General features: G+C 69.6%; 26 protein-coding genes. 17 read left to right on the plus strand and 9 right to left on the minus strand.

Annotated features, from left to right (window positions below; genetic code table 11):
* Positions 1-5: 5 nt before the first annotated feature.
* The 10 genes from ACH49X_RS16545 (at position 6) to ACH49X_RS16590 (ending at position 10992) form a co-directional block, all read left to right on the plus strand.
* Positions 6-728, plus strand: a complete 723-nt coding sequence (locus ACH49X_RS16545) for an FtsQ-type POTRA domain-containing protein (protein WP_195077868.1) — start codon at positions 6-8, stop codon at positions 726-728.
* Positions 729-1081: 353 nt separating this feature from the next.
* Positions 1082-2329: a cell division protein FtsZ gene (ftsZ, locus tag ACH49X_RS16550; protein ID WP_195077869.1), complete on the plus strand. Its 1248-nt coding sequence runs from the start codon at positions 1082-1084 to the stop codon at positions 2327-2329.
* A gap of 268 nt (positions 2330-2597) precedes the next feature.
* Entirely contained in the window at positions 2598-3323 is a 726-nt protein-coding gene (pgeF, locus tag ACH49X_RS16555; RefSeq protein WP_357112711.1) for a peptidoglycan editing factor PgeF, read from the plus strand.
* 55 nt (positions 3324-3378) lie between these two features.
* Positions 3379-4140 (plus strand): YggS family pyridoxal phosphate-dependent enzyme, encoded by a 762-nt coding sequence (locus ACH49X_RS16560; RefSeq protein WP_357112714.1) that lies wholly within the window; start codon positions 3379-3381, stop codon positions 4138-4140.
* A gap of 105 nt (positions 4141-4245) precedes the next feature.
* Complete coding sequence (locus ACH49X_RS16565) at positions 4246-5028, plus strand: cell division protein SepF (RefSeq protein ID WP_195077871.1); 783 nt, start codon at positions 4246-4248, stop codon at positions 5026-5028.
* 89 nt (positions 5029-5117) lie between these two features.
* The gene (locus ACH49X_RS16570; RefSeq protein ID WP_039797136.1) at positions 5118-5420 is read left to right on the plus strand and encodes a YggT family protein; all 303 of its coding nucleotides are present in this window, start codon (positions 5118-5120) and stop codon (positions 5418-5420) included.
* A gap of 68 nt (positions 5421-5488) precedes the next feature.
* Complete coding sequence (locus ACH49X_RS16575; RefSeq protein ID WP_195077872.1) at positions 5489-6343, plus strand: DivIVA domain-containing protein; 855 nt, start codon at positions 5489-5491, stop codon at positions 6341-6343.
* Between the two features lie 77 nt (positions 6344-6420).
* The gene (locus tag ACH49X_RS16580) at positions 6421-6621 is read left to right on the plus strand and encodes a hypothetical protein (protein WP_084488747.1); all 201 of its coding nucleotides are present in this window, start codon (positions 6421-6423) and stop codon (positions 6619-6621) included.
* Positions 6622-6884: 263 nt separating this feature from the next.
* Complete coding sequence (gene ileS, locus ACH49X_RS16585) at positions 6885-10019, plus strand: isoleucine--tRNA ligase (protein WP_195077873.1); 3135 nt, start codon at positions 6885-6887, stop codon at positions 10017-10019.
* Positions 10020-10446: 427 nt separating this feature from the next.
* Positions 10447-10992 (plus strand): NlpC/P60 family protein, encoded by a 546-nt coding sequence (locus ACH49X_RS16590; RefSeq protein WP_323124697.1) that lies wholly within the window; start codon positions 10447-10449, stop codon positions 10990-10992.
* 189 nt (positions 10993-11181) lie between these two features.
* On the opposite strand, the gene ACH49X_RS16595 is transcribed toward ACH49X_RS16590, so the two are convergent.
* Entirely contained in the window at positions 11182-12069 is an 888-nt protein-coding gene (locus ACH49X_RS16595) for a UTP--glucose-1-phosphate uridylyltransferase (RefSeq protein WP_357112719.1), read from the minus strand.
* Positions 12070-12468: 399 nt separating this feature from the next.
* Here ACH49X_RS16595 and ACH49X_RS16600 point away from each other — a divergent pair, with 399 nt between their 5' ends.
* Together ACH49X_RS16600 and ACH49X_RS16605 are read left to right on the plus strand one after the other, a co-directional pair.
* Positions 12469-13791, plus strand: coding sequence for a DNA polymerase IV (locus ACH49X_RS16600; protein ID WP_397070145.1), 1323 nt, complete (start codon positions 12469-12471; stop codon positions 13789-13791).
* A gap of 181 nt (positions 13792-13972) precedes the next feature.
* Positions 13973-14473: a hypothetical protein gene (locus tag ACH49X_RS16605; protein ID WP_195077875.1), complete on the plus strand. Its 501-nt coding sequence runs from the start codon at positions 13973-13975 to the stop codon at positions 14471-14473.
* Positions 14474-14577: 104 nt separating this feature from the next.
* On the opposite strand, the gene ACH49X_RS16610 is transcribed toward ACH49X_RS16605, so the two are convergent.
* From ACH49X_RS16610 to rarD, 4 genes are all read right to left on the minus strand, one after another.
* Positions 14578-15081, minus strand: coding sequence for a PaaI family thioesterase (locus ACH49X_RS16610; protein ID WP_195077876.1), 504 nt, complete (start codon positions 15079-15081; stop codon positions 14578-14580).
* A 76-nt stretch (positions 15082-15157) separates the two neighbouring features.
* Complete coding sequence (locus ACH49X_RS16615) at positions 15158-15424, minus strand: PIN domain-containing protein (protein WP_357296735.1); 267 nt, start codon at positions 15422-15424, stop codon at positions 15158-15160.
* Positions 15418-15672, minus strand: coding sequence for a type II toxin-antitoxin system prevent-host-death family antitoxin (locus ACH49X_RS16620; RefSeq protein WP_357112727.1), 255 nt, complete (start codon positions 15670-15672; stop codon positions 15418-15420). Before ACH49X_RS16620 ends, ACH49X_RS16615 begins: the two co-directional genes overlap by 7 nt.
* A 50-nt stretch (positions 15673-15722) precedes the next feature.
* Positions 15723-16667 carry an EamA family transporter RarD gene (rarD, locus tag ACH49X_RS16625; RefSeq protein ID WP_397070147.1) on the minus strand — a complete coding sequence of 315 codons (945 nt, stop codon included), beginning with the start codon at positions 16665-16667 and terminating at the stop codon, positions 15723-15725.
* A 33-nt stretch (positions 16668-16700) separates the two neighbouring features.
* Here rarD and ACH49X_RS16630 point away from each other — a divergent pair, with 33 nt between their 5' ends.
* A complete protein-coding gene (locus tag ACH49X_RS16630) occupies positions 16701-19124 on the plus strand; it encodes an HAD-IC family P-type ATPase (RefSeq protein WP_357112730.1) in 2424 nt (807 codons plus the stop codon).
* An 81-nt stretch (positions 19125-19205) separates the two neighbouring features.
* Positions 19206-20024, plus strand: coding sequence for a PhzF family phenazine biosynthesis protein (locus ACH49X_RS16635; RefSeq protein ID WP_195077880.1), 819 nt, complete (start codon positions 19206-19208; stop codon positions 20022-20024).
* A gap of 1 nt (position 20025) precedes the next feature.
* Here ACH49X_RS16635 and ACH49X_RS16640 read toward each other — a convergent pair whose 3' ends face one another.
* The 3 genes from ACH49X_RS16640 to lspA are packed head-to-tail and all read right to left on the minus strand — an operon-like array spanning position 20026 to position 22203.
* Positions 20026-20691, minus strand: a complete 666-nt coding sequence (locus tag ACH49X_RS16640; RefSeq protein WP_357209121.1) for a hypothetical protein — start codon at positions 20689-20691, stop codon at positions 20026-20028.
* Complete coding sequence (locus tag ACH49X_RS16645; RefSeq protein WP_067811124.1) at positions 20684-21610, minus strand: RluA family pseudouridine synthase; 927 nt, start codon at positions 21608-21610, stop codon at positions 20684-20686. The genes ACH49X_RS16640 and ACH49X_RS16645 overlap by 8 nt, the downstream gene beginning before the upstream one ends.
* Positions 21607-22203 (minus strand): signal peptidase II, encoded by a 597-nt coding sequence (gene lspA / locus ACH49X_RS16650; protein ID WP_195077882.1) that lies wholly within the window; start codon positions 22201-22203, stop codon positions 21607-21609. The genes ACH49X_RS16645 and lspA overlap by 4 nt, the downstream gene beginning before the upstream one ends.
* Positions 22204-22414: 211 nt before the next feature.
* On the opposite strand from lspA, the gene ACH49X_RS16655 reads away from it, so the two are divergent.
* From ACH49X_RS16655 to ACH49X_RS16665, 3 genes are all read left to right on the plus strand, one after another.
* Positions 22415-23305 carry a hypothetical protein gene (locus ACH49X_RS16655; RefSeq protein ID WP_195077961.1) on the plus strand — a complete coding sequence of 297 codons (891 nt, stop codon included), beginning with the start codon at positions 22415-22417 and terminating at the stop codon, positions 23303-23305.
* A complete protein-coding gene (locus ACH49X_RS16660; protein ID WP_357112745.1) occupies positions 23302-24018 on the plus strand; it encodes a hypothetical protein in 717 nt (238 codons plus the stop codon). The genes ACH49X_RS16655 and ACH49X_RS16660 overlap by 4 nt, the downstream gene beginning before the upstream one ends.
* An 83-nt stretch (positions 24019-24101) precedes the next feature.
* Positions 24102-24569, plus strand: a complete 468-nt coding sequence (locus ACH49X_RS16665; protein WP_195077883.1) for a VOC family protein — start codon at positions 24102-24104, stop codon at positions 24567-24569.
* Positions 24570-24585: 16 nt separating this feature from the next.
* Here ACH49X_RS16665 and ACH49X_RS16670 read toward each other — a convergent pair whose 3' ends face one another.
* On the minus strand, positions 24586-25047 hold the full coding sequence (locus ACH49X_RS16670) for a Rieske (2Fe-2S) protein (RefSeq protein ID WP_195077884.1): 462 nt from the start codon (positions 25045-25047) through the stop codon (positions 24586-24588).
* Positions 25048-25319: the final 272 nt, after the last annotated feature.

Consider the following 25319-nt stretch of genomic DNA (forward strand, 5'->3'; position numbering starts at 1 on the left):
CCCGCGTGCGCGGGGTCGGGTCGGCGCGCGCGGCCGGGCGCCGCGCGGGTGATCGGTTCGGCGAACTCGACTGGCGCCGGATTCGCCTGTGGGGATTGCTGAGCGTGTGCGTTCTTGCGGTGCTCTGTGTGCTCGCCTGGTTCACCCCGGTGCTGTCGGTGCGCACCGTGCGGATCGAAGGTGCGGTGGCGGTGCCCGAACAGCAGGTGCGCGATGTGCTCGAAATTCCTTCCGGCCGCTCGATCTTCCGGATCGACACGAATGCCGTGGCGCGGCGGGTGGCGAGCATTCCGAAGGTGCGCTCGGCACGGGTGCAGCGGGTTTTTCCGTCCACGGTCCGGGTGACGGTCGTCGAGCGCACCGCGGTGTTGTTCTACGACAGTCACGAAGGCGCGCATCTCCTGGACGCCGAGGGCGTGGAATTCGCGGTCGAGCCGACGCCGATCGGCGTGCCGAAGTTGATCACCGATCATCCCGGCGGCGCGGATCCGGTGACCAGGGCGGCGGTCGCCGTCCTCGCCATCGTGCCCCCTGCGCTGGCGGTTCAGGTGAGCGAGGTTGCGGCGCGGTCCATTTCGGATATTTCGCTGAATCTGAAGGACGGCCGCACGGTACTCTGGGGCGGGAGCGACGACGCCGAGCGAAAGGCGGCGGTCGTGTTGCCGTTGTTGACGCGCCCCGGAACGGTGTTCGATGTGTCGAGTCCCAATCTGGTCACGGTAAAGTGATCCGCACCCATTGCGCCCAGGTAATTTTCGGCGGTCCGGGAGCGGTTCCGGCGCCGAGAAGGGAGCCGGGAGGCAACCGTTCACCATACGACGTGTGGAGCGGCGAGACGAGCGGGATCACGCAAGATTCTGGCTCTCGTTTCGGCGCGCCTGCGCGCGTATCGCGTCGGCTGCGAATAGCGTTCCGCACCAGTCGGATACTTGACATAACGCTAACCCTATGGTTGAGCTTTAGGGTTTGCCCGAGCCGCGGTTCGCTCTTCGCAGCGACCCGACCGCCGGACCGGGCCGAAAAGGCGGGGTGCCGAGCATCCGGAAACGACAGGCTTTAGATCGAAGGAAGGCGAGAGCCCATGACGCCCCCGCACAACTACCTTGCGGTGATCAAGGTCGTCGGTATCGGCGGCGGCGGTGTGAATGCCGTCAACCGGATGATCGAGCAGGGACTCAAAGGTGTCGAGTTCATCGCGGTCAACACCGACGCGCAGGCGCTGCTGATGAGCGATGCCGACGTCAAGCTCGACGTCGGCCGCGAGCTGACCCGCGGTCTCGGCGCGGGCGCCGACCCGGAAGTCGGCCGCAAGGCCGCCGAGGACCACAAGGACGAGATCGAAGAGGTGCTCAAGGGCGCCGACATGGTCTTCGTGACCGCGGGCGAGGGCGGCGGCACCGGCACCGGTGGCGCACCGGTCGTCGCGCAGATCGCGCGCAAGCTCGGCGCGCTGACCATCGGCGTGGTCACCCGCCCGTTCTCCTTCGAGGGCAAGCGGCGCGGGAACCAGGCCGAGGTCGGCATCAATCTGCTGCGCGAGTCGTGCGACACGCTCATCGTCATCCCGAACGACCGGCTGCTGCAGCTCGGCGACGCGGCGGTGAGCCTGATGGACGCGTTCCGCTCCGCCGACGAGGTGCTGCTCAACGGTGTGCAGGGCATCACCGACCTGATCACCACCCCCGGTCTGATCAACGTCGACTTCGCCGACGTCAAGAGCGTGATGTCCGGCGCGGGCAGCGCGCTGATGGGTATCGGTTCGGCGCGCGGTGAGGGCCGCTCGGTGAAAGCCGCCGAGGCGGCGATCAACTCGCCGCTGCTGGAAGCCTCCATGGACGGCGCGCACGGCGTGCTGCTGTCGATCGCGGGCGGGTCGGATCTGGGACTGTTCGAGATCAACGAGGCCGCCTCGCTGGTGCAGGAGGCCGCGCACATCGAGGCCAACATCATCTTCGGCACCGTGATCGACGACTCGCTCGGCGACGAGGTGCGGGTCACCGTGATCGCCGCGGGCTTCGACGGCGGCGGCCCGGCCCGGCGCACCTTCGAGACGTCGGGCCGCAGCACCATCGGCACGGCGCGCTCCGGCGAGATCGGGCAGAGCCGGACCAGCGAGATCGCCGCGCGCGGCAGCGACAGCACGCCGAGCGCCTCGGTCGCGGGCACGGCGGGCCGCGGCGCGTTGCCGAGCTACCGGGACACCGAACGGCCGCGCACGCTGGGCGAGCCGTCGGTCACCAGCGGCACGCGATCGCACCTCACGCCGCCGCCGGACGCCGGCGACGATGACGACGACGTGGACGTGCCGTCGTTCATGCGGAGGGGCTGAGCGCTGGAATCCGGTTCCGGCGCGCGCCGGGACCGAGCTGGAAAGAGCGATCCCGGCCCGCGCCGGGACGTCTCGGAGGGACCCGCCGAAGCGGTGTCCCGCAGTACGATCGCGCAGCATTTTCCGGGGGACGCCGGCGCGGGGCCGGCCGAGCGAGACCGGGCGTCACGGCGCCCGATGCGACGCAACTGATTCGGCCCCGGGGGGAAATTTCGCTTCTACCTCGGCATTTCGACGCCATTCCGCGAGCGCAACTACGCTCGTCGCCATGACTATCGCGCCGACCATCACTGTCCGACGGGTGACCACCACCAGGTCCGGAGGCTTCTCGGCGCCACCCTACGACTCGTTCAATCTCGGCGACCATGTCGGCGACGATCCCGCGGCCGTCCGGCGCAACCGCGACCGGCTGGCCGAAGGCATCGGCCTGCCGCCCGAACGCCTGGTCTGGATGGAACAGATCCACGGCCGCAACGTGGAGATCGTCGACGGCCCGCGCGCCGAACCGGTCCCGGCCACCGACGCGCTCGTGACCACCGTGCCCGGACTCGCGCTGGTCGTGCTCACCGCCGACTGCGTGCCCATCCTGCTGTCCGACGACGAGGCGGGCGTGATCGCCGCGGTGCACGCGGGGCGGATCGGCGCCCGCATCGGCATCGTGCCGCGCGTGCTCGACGCGATGGTCTCGGTCGGCGCGCGCCCGGAGCGGATCGGCGCGCTGCTCGGGCCCGCCGCCTCCGGCCGTCAGTACGAGGTTCCCGCCGCGATGCGCGCCGACGTCGAGAAGCATCTGCCCGGCAGCGCGACCACCACGGTCCGCGGCACCCCCGGCCTGGATCTGCGGGCGGGCATCTCGCGCCAGCTCACCGAGGCCGGCGTCGGCGCGATCGCGGTCGACCCGCGGTGCACCATCGAGGACCACACCTTGTTCAGCCATCGCCGTGGCGCGCCGACCGGCCGGATCGGCGGGGTGATCTGGATGGAGGCCGCATGAGCGGGCGGAACGCCATCGGCGCGCTCGCGGAGCCGAGCGCGGGGGAGGTGGGCGCGTGAGCACCGAAGCGAGGACCGCGGTGGACGCCGCGCTCGCCGCGAGGACCGCCGAGCTGTCGGAGAACCTGGCCGGTCTGCTGGCGCGCATCGACGCGGCGTGCCGCGCGGCGGGCCGGGCGCCGGAGTCGGTGCGGCTGTTGCCGGTGACGAAATTCTTCCCCGCCTCCGATGTCGCGATCCTGCACCGGCTCGGCCGGCGCGAGTTCGGCGAGTCGCGCGAGCAGGAGGCCGCGGCGAAGGTGGCGGACTTACGTGAGCAAGACCTCTCCGGCATCCGCTGGCACATGATCGGGCGGTTGCAGCGGAACAAAGCGCGCGGTGTCGCCCGCTGGGCCCACACCGTCCATTCGGTGGACAGCGAACGTCTGGCTACCGCCCTGGACGCCGGTGCCGTCGCCGCGCTGGAGGCGGGCGAGCGCACCGAACCGCTGCGGGTGTTGCTCCAGGTGAGCCTGGACGACGACCCCGCCAGAGGCGGCGTCACGGCAGGCGATCTTCCCGCGCTCGCCGAACGGATTGCGGACGCTCCCGGATTACGTTTGTCGGGCCTGATGGCCATTCCGCCGCTGGGTGCGCAGACCGATGCCGCATTTGCGCGACTTGCGACGTTGCACACGTTGTTGGTCGCCGATCATCCGGACGCGACAGAGCTTTCCGCGGGAATGTCGGGTGATCTGGAATCCGCGATCGAACACGGTTCGACGGTTGTGCGTGTCGGTACCGCCTTGATGGGTATGCGACCGATAACCTCGGGCTAGCAAAGAAACCTCATCAGTCACATTCGACACATATGCTGGGATCTGACGAGGGCTGAGCAAGACTTCAACACCCGGCCGCCACCGGGGCCGAAGGAAGGTCGACCAATGAGCACGCTGCACAAGTTCAAGGCGTACTTCGGCATGGTTCCGCTCGAGGATTACGAAGACGACTACGTCGACGATCGCGCTCCCCGAGGGGTGGACGAGCGCGGCGCTCGCAGGCCCCGGCCCCGTGACTACTCCGACCGCGACGGCTACGTCGAGCGCTACGGCGAGGATCGGTACGGCGCAAGCCGTTTCGACGATGTCGACTACCCCGAGCCGGCCTACAAGTCGCCCTACAAGGCGGGTTACTCGGTGTCGCGGCGCGACGACTACGTCGACGAGCCCTACGGCGACGACCGCTACGACGCGCCCCGGCGTCCCACCCGGATCGACTCCGCGCCGTCGGGCCGGTTCCGCGCGGGCGGGAGCGCGCCCCCGCTGCGCGGCACGACCCGTGGCGCGCTCGCCGTCGACCCCGACGCCGAGGAGCGCAGGCTGGAGGAGCGCGTGCGTCCCGAGCCCGCCCCGGTGCGGCGGCCCGGGATCTTCGAGGACGGAGGCCCCTTGTCCAAGATCACGACGCTGCGCCCGCGCGACTACAGCGAGGCTCGGATCATCGGCGAACGCTTCCGCGAGGGCAATCCGGTGATCATGGATCTGGTGGATCTGAGCAACGCCGACGCCAAGCGGCTGGTCGACTTCGCCGCGGGCCTGGCCTTCGCGCTGCGCGGGTCGTTCGACAAGGTCGCGACAAAAGTGTTCCTGCTCTCACCGGCGGATGTCGACGTATCAGCGGAAGAACGCAGGCGCATCGCGGAAACCGGCTTCTACAACCAGAAATAAGCTCGTGATCTGGGGGGTGAAGCGGACCGGTCGCAGGTTGTGCGGCGCGGTCATTTTGCGCGAAGCGATTTTTACGGCAGAGTGAACTCGTGGCCTTGTTCGCGGTGCTGTACTTCGTACTGTTCATCTTCTGGCTGTTGCTGATCAGCCGGGTGATCGTCGAGTTCATCCGTAGCTTTGCCCGAGACTGGCGTCCTACCGGTGTCGTGGTCGTCGTCCTGGAGGTGATCTTCACGATCACCGACCCCCCGGTGAAACTGCTCAGGCGGTTGATACCTCCGGTGTCGCTGGGCGGAATTCGCCTGGATCTGTCGATTATGGTCCTGCTTTTCATCGTCTTCATCCTGATGTCGATCGTGGGCAGGCTCGGGCAGCCGGTAGCTCCGGTGTGACAGAATGGGCCGTAAGACAGCTTGCTAGATCTGCTAGATCTCCAAAAGACGCGTGAAGGGATCCTTCCATGCCGCTGACCCCAGCCGATGTGCACAACGTCGCGTTCAGCAAACCGCCGATCGGGAAGCGCGGCTACAACGAGGATGAAGTCGACGCGTTCCTGGATCTCGTGGAGCAGGAGCTGTCGCGTCTGATCGAGGAGAACGCCGATCTGCGCCAGCGGGTCGCCGAGCTCGACGCGGAATTGGCCGACGCCAAGAAGAACCGCGGCCCCGGGGTGAACGCGGCGAAACCGCCGATTCCGCAGGCCCCGCCGCCGCAGCCGGAACCGATCAAGCCTCCGGTTCCCGCCGCGCCGCCCGCCCCGATGCCTGCGGCGCCGGTGGCCAAGGACGCGCCGGGCGCCGACGCGAACCTGCAGGCCGCCAAGGTGCTCAGCCTCGCCCAGGAGATGGCGGATCGGCTGACCAGCGACGCCAAGGCCGAGGCGGAGAGCTTGCTGTCGAATGCTCGGGCGAATTCCGAGCGACTGGTCGGAGACGCCAGGACCCGGTCGGAGGCCATGATCGCCGACGCCCGTCAGAAGTCGGACGCGATGCTGTCGGACGCGCAGAGCCGCTCGGACAGCCAGCTGCGCCAGGCCAAGGAGAAGGCCGACGCCCTGCAGGCCGACGCCGAGCGCAAGCACACCGAGATCATGGCGACCATCACCCAGCAGCGCAGCGTGCTGGAGAGCCGTATCGAGCAGCTCAAGACGTTCGAGCGGGAGTACCGGGTGCGGTTGAAGTCGTACCTGGAGTCGCAGCTCGAGGAGCTGGAGAACCGTGGCTCGGCCGTCCCGGTCGACGGCGGCGAAGCCTTCGCGGATGCCAACACGGCCAACAACCTCGCGCCGGCGTCGTTCGCCAAGGGCGGCAAGTAGCTCGCCGCGCCCCAGCACAGCAGTTCGCATACCGTTAGAGGAACTGTCGAGCCGCCCGGCATGCCTTGGGGGTCACCATGCTCGTCTTGACACTCGTCCTTGCCGCGATCGGCTTCGCCCTGCTCGTGGCAGCGCTCACCACCGGATCGGTGATCTGGGCGTGGGGCTGCATCGTGGTGTGCGTCATCGGCGCGATGCTCTTGCTGGTGAGTGCTTTGTCCATGCGGAGTCCGGATGGTGATTCCCCGCCGCCTCCTGGTCGTCATGCCAAACGCTGACCTGCGCTGCAAAGTGAGTTGACCGATCCGGCTAGAATCAAACATGAACACGGCGTCGATCCGGCCATCACCGGGGAGCCTTCGGAAGAACGGCGGCCCGGGGGCCGCTCAGTAGAACCGAACGGGTGAGCCCGTCACAGCTCGCGAATGAGAGGTCCGGTGTTCGTCACGCCGGACAAGCGGGGTGGTACCGCGGTTTCGGCGCACCGGGCGCCGACATCGTCCCCGTGCCAAACGACTCGGCACGAGGAGACGTATCCGCGATGGCGGACCACACTTCCAGCAACAGCGCGTACCCGCGCGTCGACCTGAGCGTCGGCAGCGGGGCGTCGTTCCCCGAGATGGAGCGCCGCGTGCTCGACGCGTGGGCGGCCGCCGACACTTTCCGCGCGAGCATCGAAAACCGTTCCGGCGCAGCCGAATTCGTCTTCTACGACGGGCCGCCCTTTGCCAACGGTCTGCCGCATTACGGACATTTGCTCACCGGATACGTCAAAGACCTCGTCCCGCGTTTCCAGACGATGCGCGGCAAGCGGGTCGACCGGCGATTCGGCTGGGACTGCCACGGATTGCCCGCGGAAATCGAAGCCGAAAAGCAGCTCGGTATCACGGACAAATCACAGATCGATGCGATGGGGCTCGCGGAATTCAACGCGGCCTGCAAAACATCGGTGCTGCGCTACACCGGGGAATGGCGCGACTACGTGACCCGCCAGGCCCGCTGGGTCGACTTCGACAACGACTACAAGACGCTGGACACCGACTTCATGGAGTCGGTGATGTGGGCGTTCAAGTCGCTGTACGACAAAGGGCTGATCTATCAGGGCTTCCGGGTGCTGCCCTACAGCTGGTACGAGCAGACGCCGCTGTCGAATCAGGAAACCCGCCTCGACGACGCCTACAAGATGCGCCAGGATCCTGCGGTCACCGTCGACATGGCGTTGCGCGTGCCCGCCGAGCATCCGCTGCACGAACTCGACGGCGCCAACGCGCTGATCTGGACCACCACGCCGTGGACGCTGCCGTCCAACTTGGCGATCGCGGTGCACCCCGACGTCCGCTACGTGCACCTGCGCGCGGCCGACGGCAAACGCTATGTGCTCGCGGCCGAACGGGTCTCGCACTACGCGCGGGAGTTCGGCGAGGAGCCGGAGGTGCTCGCGGAGTTCGACGGCGCCGCGCTGGCCGAGCTGTCCTACGCGCCGCCGTTCGACTTCTTCGCCGGCCACCCCAACGCCCACCGTGTGCTCACCGCCGACTACGTGACCACCGACTCGGGCACCGGCATCGTGCATCTGGCGCCCGCGTTCGGTGAGGAGGACATGGACGTCGCCTCCGCCCACGGCATCGAACTGGTGCAGCCGCTGGATCCGGGCGGCAAGTTCACCTCGATGGTTCCGCCGTACGAGGGCCTGATGGTGTTCGACGCCAACCCGGTGATCATCAAGGACCTCAAGGCCGCCGGGAAGCTGTTGCGGCACGAGACGATCGAGCACTCCTACCCGCACAGCTGGCGCTCCGGGCAGCCGCTGATCTACATGGCCGTGCCGTCCTGGTTCGTCGCGGTGACCAAGTTCCGCGACCGCATGGTGGAGCTGAACAAGCAGATCACCTGGGTGCCCGAGCACATCCGCGACGGCCAGTTCGGCAAGTGGCTGGAAGGCGCGCGCGACTGGAACATCAGCCGCAACCGCTACTGGGGCAGCCCGATCCCCGTCTGGGTGTCCGACGACCCGGCCTACCCGCGCGTCGACGTCTACGGCTCGCTGGACGAGCTCGAGCGCGACTTCGGTGTGCGCCCGACCGATCTGCACCGTCCGATGATCGACGAGCTCACCCGGCCGAATCCCGACGACCCGACCGGCAAGTCGACCATGCGCCGGGTGCCGGAGGTGCTGGACTGCTGGTTCGAGTCCGGTTCGATGCCGTATGCCCAGGTGCACTACCCGTTCGAGAACAAGGAGTGGTTCGACAGCCATTTCCCCGGCGATTTCATCGTCGAGTACAACGGGCAGACCCGCGGCTGGTTCTACACGCTGCACGTGCTGGCGACGGCCCTGTTCGACAGCCCGGCGTTCAAGACCGTGGCCGCGCACGGCATCGTGCTCGGTGACGACGGCTTGAAGATGAGCAAGTCCAAGGGCAACTACCCGGACGTCAACGAGGTGTTCGACCGGGACGGCTCGGACGCGATGCGCTGGTTCCTGATGAGTTCGCCGATCCTGCGCGGCGGCAATCTCATCGTCACCGAGCGCGGCATCCGCGAGGGCGTGAGCCACGCGCTGCGGCCGCTGTGGAACGCGTGGACCTTCCTGCAGCTGTACGCCTCGAAGCCCGGTGTGTGGCGCACGGATTCGCCGCACGTGCTGGACCGCTACATCCTCGCGAAGCTGGCGCGCACCAGGGACGTCATCACCGAGGCGCTGGAGACCTACGACATCGCAGGCGCCTGCGAGGAACTGCGCTCCTTCGCCGACGCGCTGACCAACTGGTACGTGCGGCGCTCGCGCTCCCGGTTCTGGAGCGAGGACCGCGACGCGGTGGACACCCTGCACACGGTGCTCGAGGTGGTCACCAGGCTGGCCGCGCCGCTGCTGCCGCTGATCACCGAGGTGATCTGGCGCGGGCTGACCGGCGGCGAGTCGGTGCACCTGGCCGACTGGCCGAAGGAGGGCGAGCTGCCGGACGATCCGGAGCTGGTCGCCGCCATGGACGAGGTGCGGGTGGTGTGCTCGACGGTGCTGAGCCTGCGCAAGGCGCAGAACCTGCGGGTGCGGCTGCCGCTGGCCGAGGTCACCATCGCCGCGGCCGACGCGGAGCGGCTGGCGCCGTTCGCCGACATCGTCGCCGACGAGGTCAACGTCAAGAAGGTCGATCTGACCACCGACGTGGACGCGCACGGCCGGTTCGAGCTGGTGGTCAACGCCCGCGCCGCGGGACCGCGACTGGGCAAGGACGTGCAGGCGGTGATCAAAGCGGTCAAGGCGGGCGAGTGGTCGGAGGACGCCGACGGCACGGTCCGCGCGGCCGGGATCGCCCTGCTGCCTGAGGAGTACACCCAGCGCCTGGTCGCGGCCGAACCCGAGTCGACCGCGGCGCTGCCGGGCAACGCGGGCCTCGTGGTGCTGAACTCGGTGGTCACCGAGGAACTGGAGGCCGAGGGCTGGGCGCGGGACCTGATCCGCGACCTGCAGGAGACCAGGAAGTCCGCCGGGCTGGACGTCTCCGACCGCATCACCGTGGTGCTGGACGTCCCGGCGGACCGGGCCGCGTGGGCCGAGACGCATCGTGACCTGATCGCGGGTGAGATCCTGGCCACCACGCTGACCTTCGGCGACGCCGGCCCGGAAGCCGCCGATCTGGTCGGCGGTGTACGCGCGAAGATCGCCAAGGCCTGAGCGTCGGGTACTTCGGCGAGCCGGGGCGGGACCGAAAGGTCCCGCCCCGGCTTTTTCGGGTCGGTACGGCGGACGACGTACGCATCGCCCCGCGACCGGACCGCTACCCAGCAGCAAGGTGCTCGGCTTCCGGCATCGGCGGCCACCGTCACCACATAGTGATTTAGATCACATGCTGAGAGTTTGCTGATTCCCGACAATTCGCCGATATCCCAGGCACAATCTGCGATGTCGCTACTGTTGCCCAGGCGTTCTCAGGGGGCGGCAGTTTCTCTTTTTCGCGTGTCGTACTTGGGATTCGGCCGTGCTGGGAACGTGTCCGGCGCGGGTGGCCGCGGCTCCGCATCGGGGACCGCTGCCGATGCCATATGTTAGCCAGGCTGCCGATCGGCGGCCAGTCAACTGCGCCCATGGAAGGGGCGAGTACGTGCCGAGAAAATCGTTGCATCGCATCGCACTCGGATTCTTGCTCTCGATCATCGCGACTCTTCTGCTCGCCGGACCGGCGTGGGCCGACACCGGCAGCGCCTCCGGCAGCGGGCCGGGCAGCGCGTCATCCGGTTCGTCGGGCACCGGCAGTTCGTCGTCCGGCAGCGCCAGCGGCTCGGCCGACCTGCCGATACCCAGTGTGTTCGGCGTCGGAGCGCTGGCCGCGGCGACGACGCAGATCGGCAAGCCCTACGAATGGGGCGGCACCGGCCCCGACAGCTGGGACTGCTCGGGCCTCGTGCAGTGGGCGTATCGCCAGGTCGGCGTGCGCCTTCCGCGGACCACCTGGCAGCAGGCGAAGGTGGGCGCGCCCGTCCCGCGTGGTTCGCTGTCGCTCGGCGACGTGATCGTGCTGAACAGCGACGGTTCGCACGTCGGTATCTACGCGGGCAACGGCCAGGTGCTCAACGCCTACGGGCAGGGCGTGCCGGTCGGCTTCACTCCGCTGGACGAATTCGACATCTACGCCATCCGTCGCTTCTGAGCGCACCCGGCGCGGCTACGCCCGCGCGGAAACGGCCCCGACCCGCGAATGTGGGCCGGGGCCGCGGCGACTCGGCCGTGCCCGCCGTCGGACGGGAGCGGCACCGGTGCGCCGACGCCGGATGCCACCCTGGTCACCGCTCGGCGCGGGGCGGACAGCACCGCCGCGCTCCGGGTGGCCGGGGTGCGGTCAGTCGCCGAGGTCGTCGGCGAGGGTGCGCAGCAGCGGTCCGTACTGCTGATGGGCCAGCGCCGAGGCGAATTGCGCCACCAGATAGTCGGCCGGGTTGCCGGTGTCGTACCACCGGCCGCGGATGACCTGGCCGTAGACCGGATTGTTCGCCGCGTGCACGTTGATCGCGTCGGTGAGATACACCTCGCCGGTGCGGTGTTCGTACCACGCTTCGGTCTGCCTGCGCAGTTCGTCGATGATGCCGGGGGTGACGACGTAGCCGCCGATCGCGGCGAAGGACGACGGCGCGTCCTTCGGCTTCGGCTTCTCCCGCAGGCCGGTGATGCGCAGCAGGCCGTTGCCGTGATCGTCGGCGACCACCGGAACGCCGTAGCGCTGCGACTCGGCGGGATCCATCGGCATCAGCGCCAGCACCGGGGCTCCGGTGGCCTCGTAGGCGTCGATGAGCTGCTGGGCGCGGGGCACGTCGGCGACGAATACGTCGTCCGGCCACAGCACCAGCATGGGCTCGTCGCCCAGATTGCGGGCGGCGTTGAGCACCGGGGTGCCGTTGCCGTAGGGCCCGTGCTGGTCCAGGTAGGTGATGTGGCCGAGCCGCGACAGCTCGCCGACCTCTTCGACAGCGTCGGCGAAGGCGGTCTTGCCGTCCGCGCGCAGCTGGGCCACCAGTGCGGGATTGGGCCGGAAGTGATCCTGGATGAGTGATTTTCCGCTGCTGACCACGATGGTGATGTCGGTGATGCCCGAAGCGACCAGCTCGCGGACCGTGTGCTCGATCACCGGCTTGTCGCCGACCGGCAGCATCTCCTTGGGGATGGCCTTGGTCAGCGGAAGCAGCCGGGAGCCGATACCGGCGGCCGGGATGACGGCCTTGCGGATATTCATGGGTCCGATCATCACATATCGGACCGAGGGTCCGGCCCCGTCCCCGCGGCACGTCGGCGGTTATTTCAGGACTGTCCGGTACCGGGTTCGGCGCGGAAAAGGGCAGATCAACGCCGTCGCGGCGGGACGGATCGGCCTGCGGAGGCGCGAGCGAGGGCGGGGCGATACCGACAGGTAACCAGCAGCTAGCGCACAGCCACCGGACAGCGTCACCGCCGCGCCCGGACTGTCGGTGCACGGGCGTACATTGCACCCGTGCGTACCGAGAAACCGACCGTCGAGCGCGTGGCCGCGCCGTCGACGGGGATCGGGAACACCTCCGGCGCAAGCCCGGCGAGCCCGCCGCCGGTGCTCGCCGACGCGGACAGCGCCGCACGGCGCTGGGTGCTGCACATCGACATGGACGCGTTCTTCGCCTCCGTCGAACAGCTGACCCGGCCGACGTTGCGCGGCAGGCCGGTGCTGGTCGGCGGGACGGGCGGACGCGGCGTGGTCGCCGGAGCCAGTTACGAGGCGCGCGTGTTCGGCGCCCGGTCGGCGATGCCGATGCATCAGGCGCGCCGGCTGGTCGGCGTCACCGCGGTGGTGGTGCCGCCGCGGGGAGCGGTCTACGGCGTGGTCAGCGGGCAGGTGTTCGACGCGCTGCGCAGCCGGATCCCGGTGCTGGAGACGTTGTCGTACGACGAGGCGTTCGGCGAGCCCGCCGAGCTGGCCGGCGCGACGGTCGCCCGGGTGCACGCGTTCTGCGAGGAATTGCGCGCCGTGGTGCGCGCACGCACCGGGTTGACCGCCTCGGTGGGCGCGGGCACCGGAAAACAGCTGGCCAAGATCGCCTCCGGCTTGGCCAAACCCGATGGGGTGCGAGTGATCTCGCCGGTCGAGCAGCCGCGCCTGCTCGCGGGTCTTCCGGTGCGCAAGCTGTGGGGGATCGGCCCGGTCGCGGAGGGCCGGTTGCGCTCGCTGGGCATCGAGACCGTCGGCGCGTTCGCCGCGCTGCCGGAATCGGAGGCGATGTCGATCCTCGGCGGCAGCATCGGCGCCGCGTTGCACCGGCTGGCGCGCGGCATCGATGACCGTCCGGTCGCCGAACGCACCGAGGCGAAACAGATCAGCGCCGAGACAACCTACGAAACCGACATCGTCAGTCTCGAGCAGCTGCGTCCTGCCATCGAGGACATGGCCGCCGCGGCGCACCGGCGCCTGACCGGTGACGGGCGTGCCGCGCGCACGGTGGTGCTGAAGTTGAAGAAGTCCGATATGAGCATCGTCACCCGCTCCTTCACACTGCCGTATGCCACCGAGGATCTGGCCACGCTCGCCGCCGCCGCGCAGCGCTCCGCGCTCGACCCGAGGGAGCTGGGCCCGATCCGTCTCGTCGGCGTCGGCTACGGCGGCCTGTCCACCGTCCGCCAGGAATCGCTGTTCCCCGAACTGGATCGCGGCACGGCCGAAATCGCTTCGGCGCGGCCCGAACCCGAACAGCCGCAGGTCGCTGACCTCGGCGATGCCGACCGCACCGCGCCGGTCCTGCCCATCGCCGCCTGGCATCCCGGCATGGACGTGTCGCATCCCGAGCACGGTCACGGGTGGGTGCAGGGCGCCGGGCTCGGCGTCGTGACCGTGCGCTTCGAAACCCGTTCCACCGGCCCGGGTCCCGCGCGCACCTTCGCCGCCGACGATGCCGCGCTCACCCGGGCCGATCCGCTGGGCAGTCTGCGCTGAGATCCGGGCTCGCGGCTCGACATCGCCCGGCCGGGCGCGTACGTTCGCTGCCGACGACCATCGCCGGTCCGGCTGACGCCGCCCGGGGCCGGTAGCCTGGGACCTCGTGCAGCGCCGCCGGTTCGGGGGCGGCTGCCATGGTGAACACGACACGGACCTCTCGAACGCAAAGGACGAGCAGTTGAAGCTTCGTAAGACTGGACGCATCGCGATCGCCGGACTGGCCATCGTCGCCGCGCTTGGCCTGACCGCCTGTGGTGGCGACGACAAGGACAGCAAGCCCGCCGCCAAGACGTCGACCAGCGCCAAGGCGTCGGCGACCGCGAGCGCGAACCTGCCGCCGGTCCCGACCCCCGCGGAGCTGAACACCGCCCTCGCCCGTGCGCTCGACCCGTCGGTGCCCGCCTCCGAGAAGCTGGACAACGTCCAGGGCGCCGAGGCCGACCCGACGCTGCCGGACCGCCTGTCCCAGGCCGCGTCGGGCGCCGACGTGAAGATCGAGGTCACCGACGTCACCTCCTTCGGCGACAGCGTGAACGCGAAGGCCAAGTTCACCCTCAACGGCCAGGAGAACATCGTCGACGTGCCGTTCGTCGCCGACAACGGCAAGTGGAAGATCCAGAAGGCATGGGCCTGCACCATGCTGACCAACCTCGGTCAGCAGTCGGTGGCCTGCAGCTGAGTGCACTCGACGGCCGGTCGCCGGGGCTCCGCCTCGGCGACCGGCCGTCGTCGTAGGAAAAGCTCTGGCGCACTTCATACTTCGCATAACACCCGGTGCGCCGCTCAGAGTATGCGCAGAATCGCGTACATCGAGGTGGCCTGCGCGTACAGCTCGCCGTCTTCGGCGCCGATCAGCCGGGCCTCGGCGCTGGCCGTGGTGGGGCCGACGTGGACCGCGGTGCCTTCGCAGCGCAGCTTTCCGGTGTCGCCGCGCACGGCCCGGTGGATGTCCATCCCGATCTTGACCGAGGTGGAACGCGTCCCGCCCGCCAATCGCGTCAACACGGCCGAGCCGAGGGCCGATTCGAGCAGCGTCGCCACGAAGCCGCCGTACACCCCGCCCGTCGGGTCGAGCAGCTGATCGCCCGGCTGGCCTTCGAAGACCACGATTCCGTCGCCGACCTCGACCAGCCGGAAACCGAGTGCGCCCAGGATCGGCGCACCCGGGAATCGTCCGTCCAGGGTGGCCTGCAGGATTTCCCGCCCGGTCATGCCGAGCGGATCGGGAGTCGCGGCGGGCGTTCGCCACGTGTCGGTCCGGGAGCGGAGAGGTCTGGGCGCGGTCATGCATCGACGCTACGGAGCAGCCGCAGCCCGCAGAAGTGTCGGATCCGACACGTTTGCGACCGATCCCGACGAATTGCTACAGCTTCCGCACCGTTAGATCGGGCATCGCTTCGTAATCGCCATCTTGCGTGACCATCGGAATGTCATGTGCCAGTGCGGTTGCTGCGATCCAGCAGTCGTTGATCGGTACTTTGCGCCCGGCGGACCGAAGGCGTGCGATCAGCAGCGCCCAATGTTCCGCGACGGTCTCATCCACCTCGAGTGGCTGAACCCGTTGCGCGAGCTGGTAGCTCGCCAACCTACGTGCCGACCCTTCGGGACTCGTCGCTTCACTGTTCACCACGGCAGGTCATCCGTCGTTTCGGTCAGGGTCTCTCGTAGTTCCTGTCGGAGGCCTGTGGTATCCGGGCCGAGGCGAGCCAGTTCTCGGAGAATTTCCGAGGCGGGCACCCATTGCCGCCGCCTGGATATCGGGATGATCTTCGCGACCGGTCGGTTGTCCTCGAGAATCTCGATCTCTTCGCCGGCCTCGACGCGACGCAGTACCTCGGCGGTGTGATTTCGCAGTTCACGAGCGGGCAACGCAGTCATGCTACGCGCGTAGCGACTTGCTACGCGCGTAGCAAACTGCTGCGTCGTGCTCATGGCGTCGACCGGGTTTCGTCCGCGAGCAGGCTGGATTCGGTGGCTCCCGCGCGCGCCGCGCGTCGCGCGCGACGGGTCCGCAGCAGCGCGTCGGCGGTGAAGAGCGCCAGCGCCACCCAGATCAGAGCGAAACCGGCCCACCGGGAGGCGGGCATCGGCTCGTGGGCGACGGCGACGCCCCAGGCCATCTGTAGTGCGGGTGTGAGGTATTGCAGCAGGCCCATGGTGGACAGCGCGACCCGCTGGGCGGCGACGGCGAACAGCAGCAGCGGAAGCAGGGTGACCGGCCCGGTGGCCACCATCAACACGGTATGTCCCGCTCCGGTGGCGAATTCGCTGTGCCCGGTGATCGCGAGGGCGATCACGAACGCCAGCGCGAAGGGCGCGGCGACGATGCCCTCGGCCGCGATGCCGCGCAGCGCGTCCAGCGGGATCACCTTCTTCACCAAGCCGTAGGTGGCGAAGGAACAGGCCAGTGCCAAGGCGATGATCGGTGGTCTGCCGTAGTCGACGGTGAGCACGGCCACCGCGGTCGCGCCGAGCGCGAGCGCGGCCCACTGGGCGGCGGCCAATCGCTCCCGGAAGATCACCACCCCGAACGCGACGGTGACCAGCGGGTTGATGAAGTAGCCGAGCGCGCACTCCACGACGTGCCCGGAGATGACCCCGTAGACGTACACGCCCCAGTTCAGCGTGATCGCGGCCGAGGCGACGGCCGCGAGGCGCCAGACCCGGCCGCCGATGCCGCGCAGCTCGCGGATCCGGCCGGTTACGGCGAGTACCGCCAGCACCACCACCAGCGTCCAGACGACCCGCTGCGCCACCACCTCGCCCGGGCCTGCGAATGCCAGCAACCCGAAGAACGCGGGGAAAAGTCCCCACAAGAAGTACGCGCTCGCTCCGAACGCCACACCGGGGATGGACCTGCTTCGCCGCACGATGTACGAACGTAGTTGTCACGTAGCCTTGCGGTCATGTCGATTACCGTGCAGGCGTCGGGCGCCACCGGATTGACCGCGGCCGAGGTCGAGCGACGCCGCCGCGACGGGCTGACCAACGACGTCCCCGATCGCGCGAGCCGTTCGGTTCGCGACATCGTGCGCGCGAACGTCTTCACCAGGATCAACGCCATCCTCGGGGTCCTGTTCGTGCTGGTACTGGCCACCGGATCGATCATCGACGGCATGTTCGGCCTGCTGATCGTCGCCAACAGCGCGGTCGGCATCATCCAGGAGATCCGCGCCAAACGCACCCTGGACGAGCTGGCCATCGTCAGCCAGGCCAAGCCGACCGTCCGCAGGGACGGCAGGGCCGTCGAGGTCGCGCCGCACGAGGTGGTGCTCGACGACCTGATCGAACTCGGTCCAGGCGACCAGATCGTGGTGGACGGAACGGTCGAGGAATCCGCGCAGCTCGAGGTGGACGAGTCGTTGCTCACCGGCGAGGCCGACCCGATCGACAAGGCGATCGGTGCCACCGTGATGTCGGGCAGCTACGTGGTGTCCGGGTCCGGCGCCTACCGCGCCACCAAGGTCGGCAGGGACGCCTACGCGGCGCGGCTGGCCGAGGAGGCGAGCAAGTTCACGCTGGTGCACTCCGAGCTGCGCAGCGGTATCGACAAGATTCTGAAGTTCATCACCTACCTGCTGATCCCCGCAGGTCTGCTGAGCATCTACAACCAGCTGGTCTCCAGCAACGAGTCGTGGCGGCCCGCGGTCACCGGCATGGTGGCCGCGCTGGTGCCGATGGTGCCCGAGGGCCTGGTACTGATGACCTCGATCGCGTTCGCGGTCGGCGTGGTGCGACTGGGCCGGCGGCAGTGCCTGGTCCAGGAATTGCCCGCGATCGAAGGGCTGGCCCGCGTCGACGTGGTCTGCGCGGACAAGACCGGCACGCTCACCGAGAACGGCATGCGGCTGTCGGACCTGAAGATCCTCGGCGCCTTCGACGACACCGAGGTGCGCACCGCGCTGGCCGCGCTCGCCGCCGACGATCCGCGTCCGAACGCGAGCGTGCAAGCGATCGCCGAGGCGCTGCCGGACGGTCCCGGCTGGCAGCGCACCGCCGTCGCGCCGTTCTCCTCGGCCAAGAAGTGGAGCGGCTGCTCCTACGGCGAGCACGGCGACTGGCTGCTGGGCGCGCCGGACGTGCTGCTGGACCCGGATTCCGCGGACGCGCGAGTCGCGGAGGAACTCGGCGCCTCCGGTCTGCGCGTGCTGCTGCTGGCGCGCGGTGACCGGGCGGTGGACGCGGCGGACGCCCCCGGCGTCGTTCGGCCCGCCGCCTTGGTCGTGCTGGAACAAAAGGTCCGGCCGGACGCTCGCGACACCCTCGACTACTTCGCCGGCCAGGACGTCTCCATCAAGGTCATCTCGGGCGACAACGCCGTGTCGGTCGGCGCGGTGGCCTCTTCGCTGGATCTGCCCGGCGGCGAGCATCCGGTCGACGCGCGGCAGTTGCCGGAGGACCTCGACGGACTGGCCGACGTGCTGGACGGCAACACCACCTTCGGCCGGGTGCGCCCGGATCAGAAGCGCGCCATGGTGTCGGCCTTGCAGGCGCGCGGGCACACGGTGGCGATGACCGGCGACGGGGTCAACGACGTACTCGCTCTGAAGGATTCGGACATCGGCGTGGCGATGGGCGCGGGCAGCCCGGCGACCAGGGCGGTGGCGCAGATCGTGCTGCTGGACAACAAGTTCGCCACGCTGCCGTACGTGGTCGGCGAGGGCCGCCGGGTGATCGGCAACATCGAGCGGGTCTCGAATCTGTTCCTCACCAAGACCGTCTACTCGGTGCTGCTGGCCTTCCTGGTCGGCATGGCCGGGATCGGATCGCAGATCTTCGACTACGAGCCCATCGGCTACCCGTTCCTGCCGCGCCACGTCACGATCGCGGCCTGGTTCACCATCGGCATTCCGGCGTTCATCCTCTCCCTCGCGCCCAACAACGAGCGGGCCCGCACGGGTTTCGTCGGGCGCGTCATGCGGTTGGCCATCCCGTCGGGGGTGGTGATCGGCGCGGCCACTTTCGTGTCCTACCTGATCGCCTACGCCGGGCCGCACGCCAGCGAGGAGCAGAAGGTCCAGGCGGGCACGACCGCGCTCATCACGCTGATCATGATCGCGGTGTGGGTGCTGGCCATCGTCGCGCGGCCGTACGCGTGGTGGAAGGTGGTGCTGATCGCGGTGTCGGTGGCGGCGTACGTGGTGCTGTTCACCGTTCCGTTCACCCGCGAGTTCTTCAAACTCGACCCGTCCAACCTCGCGCTCACCGGCGCGGCGGTGAGCTGCGGCGTGGTCGGCATCGTGCTCGTGGAGGCGGCCTGGTGGGTGAGCGCGGCGCTGCGCGGAGAGAAGCGGCAACTGCTGCCGAGCTCGCCCGGCGGAGCCGCCTGACAGACTGGACGCCTGACTCGCCGCGCCACGAGAAGCCTTGTGCGAAGCGGCCATTCAGACTTGGAGTACCTTCTGGAGATTATGGAGGTACTGCTGCACCAGATCGACGCGTTCGCCGACGCACCGTTCTCGGGCAACCCGGCCGCGGTGATGCCGCTCCCGTCGTGGCTGCCGGATGCGTTGCTGCAACAGCTGGCCGAGGAGAACAACCTCGCCGAGACCGCGTTCTACACCTCGCGCTTACCTCCCGAAGCGGGCCTGCCGCCGGGCGAGTGGCCCGCGTTCCACCTCCGGTGGTTCACTCCGAGGGTCGAGGTCGCGCTCTGCGGGCACGCCACGCTGGCCAGCGCCGCGCAGATCCTGGCCGACCTGCACCCCGGCGAGGACCGGGTGAGCTTCTACACGCGCAGCGGCTGGCTGCACGTCGACCGCACCGACGACGACGAGTTCGTCCTCGATCTGCCCGCCGTGCCGAGTATCCCGGTGCAGCCCGATCCGGCGCTCGTCGCCGCGCTCGGGGTGCGTCCGGTGAGCGGGTACTCCGGCACCGACGAGGTGATCGTGGTGGCGACCGAACAGGAGGTGCGCGATGTCGCGCCCGTGCTGGCGGCCTTCCCCGCGCTGCCGCGCGCCGCGATCGTCACCGCGCCCGGCGATTCGGTCGACTTCGTCTCCCGCGTCTTCGCCCCGGCCGTCGGCGTCCCGGAGGACCCGGTGACCGGATCGGCGCACGCGCAGCTGGTCCCGCTGTGGAGCGAGCGGCTCGGCCGCACCGAACTGCGCGCAAGGCAGCTGTCGCGCCGCGGCGGAAGCCTGCGCTGCGAGCTGACCGACGACCGGGTGCTGCTGTTCGGACGATGCCGCCGCTACCTCGACGGCGTGGTCACCCTGCCGGACTAGCTCACGGTTGCGGAACCGGTCCGTCGTCGGGCAGTGGCCCCACGACGTCGCGATAGTCGGGCAGCAGCGGGGCCACCGCGAAGCTGCCCGCCACCGCGTCGGCGGGAAGCGCCTGGACCGCGCGAATGCCTTTCTGCCCGGCTAGGTCTCGCAGTTGCGCCGGGGCGCCCCGGACGACCAGCCCGACGACGCAGCCGCAGCCGCCGCGCAGTCGCGCGGCGGAGAACGCGACCACGCGCGCGGAGCGCTCGTCGGCGGGGCGGGGCAGCAGCCAGGCCGCGTCGGAGGACGAATCCACGGCCGACGCAACCCCTTCCGGTACGGGCACGGCCACCAGCGGCGTCTGCACGCCGGGCGCGGGCACCCGGTAGAGCACCTGCGCGATACGCAATCCGCCGCTGTGTGCCGGAATGTCGCCGGGCGCGAGGGGCTCGGTGAACGACGCCAGCGCCCAGCGTGGCTCGTCGCCGCCCGCGTCCAGCGAGTCGCGTGCGCGGGCGAGATACTCCGCGACCTGCTCGCCCTGGTCGGGCCCGAGCCGGTCGGTGGACACCGCGGTGCGATACGGCGGATACAGCGCGCCGAGCGCGAGGATCAGCGCGACCAGCGCGACGGCCACCGCGCCGAGGAGGATTCCGCGCCACGGCGGCACCCGGCGCTCACGCATCGCGCAGGACGTCCAGCGCGTGTCTCAGGTCGTCCGGGTATTCGCTGGTGATCTCCAGGTAGCGGCCGTCGGCGGGGTGCTGGAAGCCCAGCGACCGCGCGTGCAGCCACTGCCGCTGCAGCCCGAGCCGCTCGGCCAGGCGCGGATCGGCGCCGTAGGTGAGATCGCCGCAGCACGGGTGGCGGATCGCGGAGAAGTGCACGCGGATCTGATGGGTGCGGCCGGTCTCCAGGTGGATGTCGAGCAGGCTGGCCGAATGGAACGCCTCGACGGTGTCGTAGTGCGTGACGCTCGGTCGTCCGTCGGCGGTGACCGCGAACTTCCAGTCGTTGCCGCGGGCCCGGCCGATCGGGGCGTCGATGGTGCCGCTGCTGGGGTCGGGATGTCCCTGCACGAGGGCGTGATACCGCTTGTCGACGGTGCGCTGCTTGAACGCGCGCTTGAGCACCGTGTACGCGTGCTCGGACTGCGCGACCACCATCACGCCGGAGGTGCCGACGTCCAGCCGGTGCACGATGCCCTGCCGCTCGTGGGCGCCCGAGGTGGAGATGCGGTACCCGGCGGCGGCGAGCCCGCCGACCACCGTCGGCCCGCTCCAGCCGACGCCGGTGTGCGCGGCCACGCCGACCGGCTTGTCCACCGCGACGATGTCGTCGTCGGCGTAGAGGATCTTCATGCCCTCCACCGGTTCGGCCTCGATGGTCAGTTCCCGCTTCGGCTCCGGGAAGATCACCTCCAGCCAGGCCCCTGCGGTGAGGCGGTCGGATTTGCCTGCGGCGACGCCGTCGAGCTGCACCGACCCCTCCTCGGCGAGCGCGGCCACCGCCGTGCGGGACAGGCCGAGCAGACGGGCCAGGCCCGCGTCGACGCGCATGCCGTCGAGCCCGTCGGGGACGGGCATGGTCCTGGTCTCCCTCATGCCGCGCTGCCCTCGCTCGCACCGGTCTTGCCGTGGCCCACCCGGGTGCCGTTCGGTTCGAAGCCGAACACGGTCAGCACGACCAGCAGGATCGCGCCGCACACGATGGCCGAGTCCGCGACGTTGAACACCGGCCACCAGCCCACCGCGACGAAATCCACCACGTGCCCCTGCAGCGGGCCCGGCGCGCGGAACAGCCGGTCGGCCAGATTGCCGACCGCGCCGCCGAGCACCATGCCCAGTCCGATCGCCCACCCCAGCGAGCGCAGAGTGCGGCCGATGCGCACCACGCCGATGACGACGGCGGCGGCGACCAGGGTCAGCAGCCAGGTCATGCCGGTGGCCATGGAGAACGCCGCGCCCGGATTACGCACCAGGCTCAGGCGCGCGAAGTCGCCGATGATCGGCACCGGATCGCCCGGGGTGAGCTTCGCGACCGCGAGGGTCTTGGTGAGCAGATCCAGGCCGAGCACGACCGCGGCGAGGACGAGCAGTGTCCGCAGGCGCTGCGGCGGAGCCGACACGGTCGTCGGATCTGCGGTGTTCGCTGGGGTTTCCTCGGGCGGCCGGTCGTCACTCACACCGACCATCATCTCTCGAGCGGAATCGAGCGCCGTGCGCGCGTCCGATTGCCGCTGCCCCGCGCCTCGGGCGTTCGCGTGCCGCGCCGACCGGCTCGCATCCGAATGTCCCAGCTGACACTCAGGAATCGGTCGTACCCTGTTGCTCGTGACGGTGTTGTCTTCTCCCCGCCTGCCACGAAGCGCGAGCCATGCCCGTAGCGCGCGCTCGGGTGTGCTGCTCATGGTGCTCGCGGTCGGGCTCTCGGCCCTCGGCGTCGGTTGCGGCGACCGCGCCGAGTCGAGCGGTGAGGCCGACGGAACCGAGCCGCTCGGCATCGGCAAGGAAGTGACCGTGCCGATTCCGGCCGCCGTGACCACGGTCCAATCGGCCGGCGCCGAGCCGCGATCGCTGCTGCGGCCGGAGTATCCGGCCGGCACCGTGCAGCGGGTCACGCTCTACACCGCCCACCACATCGAACAGCGGATCGACGGGCAGCCCAAGCCCGACTTCTCCACCCCGGCCATGACCATTCCCATGACCGCCGAGACCACCGCCGAAGGCATCGATCTCACTCTGGGCACGGTCACCTCGCCGGATCCGACGCTGGCCAAAGCGCTCACCAAGATCGGCGGTTCGCACGCCGGTTTCGACCTCAGTGATCTCGGCGCGATCACCGCCCTGCGCCTCGAGCCGGCGCCCGACGCGTCCAACACCGCGCGCTCCGCCCTCGAGCAGGCGTTCTACCAGGCGGTCTATCGGTCGATCGCGTTCCCGGACGAGCCCGTCGGCGAGGGCGCGGTGTGGACGGTGCGGCAGGAGGTCAACAGCGGCATCCTGCTGGACCAGGTGACCACCGCGACGCTGAGCAAGCGCGACGGCGACCGGCTCACCATCGAACTGCGCGTCACCCAGAAGCCGAAGTCGCCGGTGTGGGACCTGCCCAACAACGCGGGCACCCTGGACATCGACGACTACGCCATGCAGGGCGCGGGCACCATCACGGTGGATCTCGGCTTGCCGCTGCCGGTGGCCGGGTCTATCACCGTCGGCGGGCACCAGGCCTATCGCGACCCGCACAGCGAGAGCACGCTGCAGCAGACGATCGATACGCAGGTGTCGTGGGCCGAATGATCCGCCAGTGCGGAATGCTGGCCGCGCTCGTGCCGCTCGTCGTCGCCGGATGTGGCTCGCAGGAGCCCGCGCCTGCCGGAAAGGCCGATCTACCCGCGCTGGGTCCGGTCGTTGCCGCGGCCCCCGTGACCACCGCCCCTGAGACCGATTCCGCTCGGCTGCGCGAGCGATTGCTCGGCGACACCGACCTTCCCGCGGGTTTCACCGCGCTGCCGCCTGCGGCCGAACCCGGGGCAGGCGCTGCCAGCGGTTCGCCGACGAATCCGGCCGAATGCGTGAAAGTGCTCGCGCCGCTCGGTGCGCAACGCTCCGGCGCGCTCGCGCGGGCGTCCACGCACTACGCGGGGCCGAATTTCTCCAGCATCGATATCGACGCGGCCAGTTATCCGGCGGACACGGTCGCGGCCGCTTTCGCGGACGTGCAGGGAATTCTGCGTCGCTGCGCGCACTACGCCAGCGCCGACGGCTCCGACATCCCGGTCGACTACCGCGTCGGCGGCCTGGCCCAGCCGCCCGCCGGCGATGCCTGCGCGCCGTTCCAGGTGCGCACCACCAGCGACGACCTGACCCTCGGCTCGTCGGTCGCGATCGTCCAGGTGGGAAGCACGTTGGTGCAGGTCGCGGTGACGGCGCCGGAGTCGGTCGACCCCGGGGTGCTCAGCGCGCTGACCGCGGCCCAGGTGCGCAGAGTGCAAGGCGTCGCCGGACCGTGATTTCCCACGATCCGGCCGAATCGCGCCGGTCGCCGGAATAGGCTCGGCATGGTCCGACACAACGCCTCGACCGGAGGTTTCCGATGTCCGATGTCAAGCCCGTTCCCGAGGGATATCCGGTGGTGTCGCCCGGATTGGCGATCGACGGCGCCGCGGCGGCGATCGATTTCTACAAGAACATCTTCGGCGCGACCGAGCGCATGCGAATGCCGGGTCCGGACGGCAAGATCGCGCATTGTGAGCTGATGTTCGGCGATTCCGTCGTCATGCTCGGCGATTCGGCGCCCGATATGGATTTCCTCGACCCGAAGACGATCGGCGGCACCCCCGTCAACCTGTACGTGTACGTCGAGGACGCCGACGCCGCCTTCGCCGCCGCGCTGGCCGCCGGCGCCAAGGAACTCACGCCCATGACCGACCAGTTCTACGGCGACCGCAGTGGCGCGTTCGAGGACCCGTGGGGGCACCGGTGGACCGTGGCCACCCATGTGGAGGATGTGCCGCCCGACGAGATGGACCGCCGGATGGCCGAGCAGTTCGGCGGCTCCTGAGCGCGGTCGGACCGGCTCAGTCCGCCACCACCGAATCACCGGAGACGCGCACGCCGCGCGGTGCGAGTGGTCTGCTCGCCGGCCCGCGTGCCACCGAGCCGTCCAGCGTGAACCGGCTGCCGTGACAGGCACAGTTGATGGTGCCCCCCGAAACGGTCGCGACCTTGCAGCCGGCATGCGTGCACACCGAGGACAGTCCGACGAAGGTGCCCGCGCTGGGCTGGGTCACCACGATGTCGCCCACGATCACGCCGCCGCCGACGGGGATGTCGGCGGTCTTGGCCAGCGCGTTCGCGGGGCGGTCCGCATCGGCGGGCCGGTCTCCCTGCGCGGCGGGGGTGGCATCGGGCGCGGGGTCGTCCTGGGCGGAGGCGGTGCAGGCGGTGACCGCCGCGGCGGCGATGCCCGCACCGGCGATGACCACACCGCGCCGAGTGCGGAGCTGGTCATGGGTGAGCCAGGGCTCGAGTCGTTTCATCGGATCTCCCTCGAAGGCGCGGCCTGCGCTGTGCCGGTTCCGCGTTCGCCTTGTTCACGGGGAGGGTGATCCGGCGGTTCAATCCGGAATGGAGCGACGGACCCGGACCCCCTCATCTGTTCGTGGCCGGGTCCGCCGCTCCTTGTGGTTACCCGCGGGCGATCGATTCGAACACCTTCGGGTCGACGAGGGTGGAGGTGTCGCCGAGTTCGCGTCCTTCGGCGACGTCGCGTAGGAGGCGGCGCATGATTTTGCCGCTGCGGGTTTTGGGG

Origin of the sequence: Nocardia sp. NPDC019323, assembly GCF_044389845.1 — a bacterium.
GTDB lineage: Bacteria > Actinomycetota > Actinomycetes > Mycobacteriales > Mycobacteriaceae > Nocardia > Nocardia implantans.

Bases quoted from the DNA above. Each gene is read 5' to 3' on its own strand.
- ACH49X_RS16620 (WP_357112727.1), bottom strand. From the start codon at position 15,672: ATGACTGCGTTGCCCGCTCGTGAACTGCGAAATCACACCGCCGAGGTA.
- ACH49X_RS16630 (WP_357112730.1), top strand. From the start codon at position 16,701: ATGTCGATTACCGTGCAGGCGTCGGGCGCCACCGGATTGACCGCGGCC.
- pgeF (WP_357112711.1), top strand. From the start codon at position 2,598: ATGACTATCGCGCCGACCATCACTGTCCGACGGGTGACCACCACCAGG.
- ACH49X_RS16610 (WP_195077876.1), bottom strand. From the start codon at position 15,081: ATGACCGCGCCCAGACCTCTCCGCTCCCGGACCGACACGTGGCGAACG.
- ACH49X_RS16660 (WP_357112745.1), top strand. From the start codon at position 23,302: ATGATCCGCCAGTGCGGAATGCTGGCCGCGCTCGTGCCGCTCGTCGTC.
- ACH49X_RS16640 (WP_357209121.1), bottom strand. From the start codon at position 20,691: ATGCGTGAGCGCCGGGTGCCGCCGTGGCGCGGAATCCTCCTCGGCGCG.
- ACH49X_RS16645 (WP_067811124.1), bottom strand. From the start codon at position 21,610: ATGAGGGAGACCAGGACCATGCCCGTCCCCGACGGGCTCGACGGCATG.
- ACH49X_RS16565 (WP_195077871.1), top strand. From the start codon at position 4,246: ATGAGCACGCTGCACAAGTTCAAGGCGTACTTCGGCATGGTTCCGCTC.
- ACH49X_RS16670 (WP_195077884.1), bottom strand. From the start codon at position 25,047: ATGAAACGACTCGAGCCCTGGCTCACCCATGACCAGCTCCGCACTCGG.
- ftsZ (WP_195077869.1), top strand. From the start codon at position 1,082: ATGACGCCCCCGCACAACTACCTTGCGGTGATCAAGGTCGTCGGTATC.
- ileS (WP_195077873.1), top strand. From the start codon at position 6,885: ATGGCGGACCACACTTCCAGCAACAGCGCGTACCCGCGCGTCGACCTG.
- ACH49X_RS16595 (WP_357112719.1), bottom strand. From the start codon at position 12,069: ATGAATATCCGCAAGGCCGTCATCCCGGCCGCCGGTATCGGCTCCCGG.
- ACH49X_RS16600 (WP_397070145.1), top strand. From the start codon at position 12,469: ATGGACGCGTTCTTCGCCTCCGTCGAACAGCTGACCCGGCCGACGTTG.
- ACH49X_RS16665 (WP_195077883.1), top strand. From the start codon at position 24,102: ATGTCCGATGTCAAGCCCGTTCCCGAGGGATATCCGGTGGTGTCGCCC.
- ACH49X_RS16575 (WP_195077872.1), top strand. From the start codon at position 5,489: ATGCCGCTGACCCCAGCCGATGTGCACAACGTCGCGTTCAGCAAACCG.
- ACH49X_RS16580 (WP_084488747.1), top strand. From the start codon at position 6,421: ATGCTCGTCTTGACACTCGTCCTTGCCGCGATCGGCTTCGCCCTGCTC.
- ACH49X_RS16635 (WP_195077880.1), top strand. From the start codon at position 19,206: ATGGAGGTACTGCTGCACCAGATCGACGCGTTCGCCGACGCACCGTTC.
- lspA (WP_195077882.1), bottom strand. From the start codon at position 22,203: ATGATGGTCGGTGTGAGTGACGACCGGCCGCCCGAGGAAACCCCAGCG.
- ACH49X_RS16655 (WP_195077961.1), top strand. From the start codon at position 22,415: ATGGTGCTCGCGGTCGGGCTCTCGGCCCTCGGCGTCGGTTGCGGCGAC.